This window comes from Streptomyces sp. NPDC044106 (genome assembly GCF_056433985.1).
Window position 1 is genome coordinate 1,527 of record NZ_JBWKFZ010000042.1, and the last position, 1,338, is coordinate 2,864.

The 1,338-nt window shown below is 57.0% G+C and carries 1 rRNA gene (cut by a window edge); it reads right to left on the reverse strand.

The window, feature by feature from the left end:
* A 23S ribosomal RNA gene (locus AC07DI_RS37360) occupies positions 1 to 1,283 on the reverse strand (it extends 1,493 nt beyond the left edge of the window).
* Between the last annotated feature and the right edge of the window lie 55 nt (positions 1,284 to 1,338).

The window sequence follows — 1,338 nt, forward strand, 5'->3', positions numbered from 1 at the left end:
CTTATTGCTGCAATGACACGACTTCGGCGGTACGCTTGAGCCCCGCTACATTGTCGGCGCGGAATCACTAGACCAGTGAGCTATTACGCACTCTTTCAAGGGTGGCTGCTTCTAAGCCAACCTCCTGGTTGTCTGTGCGACTCCACATCCTTTCCCACTTAGCGTACGCTTAGGGGCCTTAGTCGATGCTCTGGGCTGTTTCCCTCTCGACCATGGAGCTTATCCCCCACAGTCTCACTGCCGCGCTCTCACTTACCGGCATTCGGAGTTTGGCTAAGGTCAGTAACCCGGTAGGGCCCATCGCCTATCCAGTGCTCTACCTCCGGCAAGAAACACACGACGCTGCACCTAAATGCATTTCGGGGAGAACCAGCTATCACGGAGTTTGATTGGCCTTTCACCCCTAACCACAGGTCATCCCCCAGGTTTTCAACCCTGGTGGGTTCGGTCCTCCACGACCTCTTACAGCCGCTTCAACCTGCCCATGGCTAGATCACTCCGCTTCGGGTCTTGAGCGCGCTACTAAACCGCCCTATTCGGACTCGCTTTCGCTACGGCTTCCCCACACGGGTTAACCTCGCAACACACCGCAAACTCGCAGGCTCATTCTTCAAAAGGCACGCAGTCACGACGTACAGCACAAGTGCTGCACGCGACGCTCCCACGGCTTGTAGGCACACGGTTTCAGGTACTATTTCACTCCGCTCCCGCGGTACTTTTCACCATTCCCTCACGGTACTATCCGCTATCGGTCACCAGGGAATATTTAGGCTTAACGGGTGGTCCCGCCAGATTCACACGGGATTTCTCGGGCCCCGTGCTACTTGGGTGTCTCTCAAACGAGCCGCTGATGTTTCGACTACGGGGGTCTTACCCTCTACGCCGGACCTTTCGCATGTCCTTCGCCTACATCAACGGTTTCTGACTCGTCTCACAGCCGGCAGACTGTGAAAGAGAGATCCCACAACCCCGTATGCGCAACCCCTGCCGGGTCTCACACGCATACGGTTTGGCCTCATCCGGTTTCGCTCGCCACTACTCCCGGAATCACGGTTGTTTTCTCTTCCTGCGGGTACTGAGATGTTTCACTTCCCCGCGTTCCCTCCACACTGCCTATGTGTTCAGCAGCGGGTGACAGCCCATGACGACTGCCGGGTTTCCCCATTCGGAAACCCCCGGATCAAAGCCTGGTTGACGACTCCCCGGGGACTATCGTGGCCTCCCACGTCCTTCATCGGTTCCTGGTGCCAAGGCATCCACCGTGCGCCCTTAAAAACTTGGCCACAGATGCTCGCGTCCACTGTGCAGTTCTCAAACAACGACCAACCACCCATCACC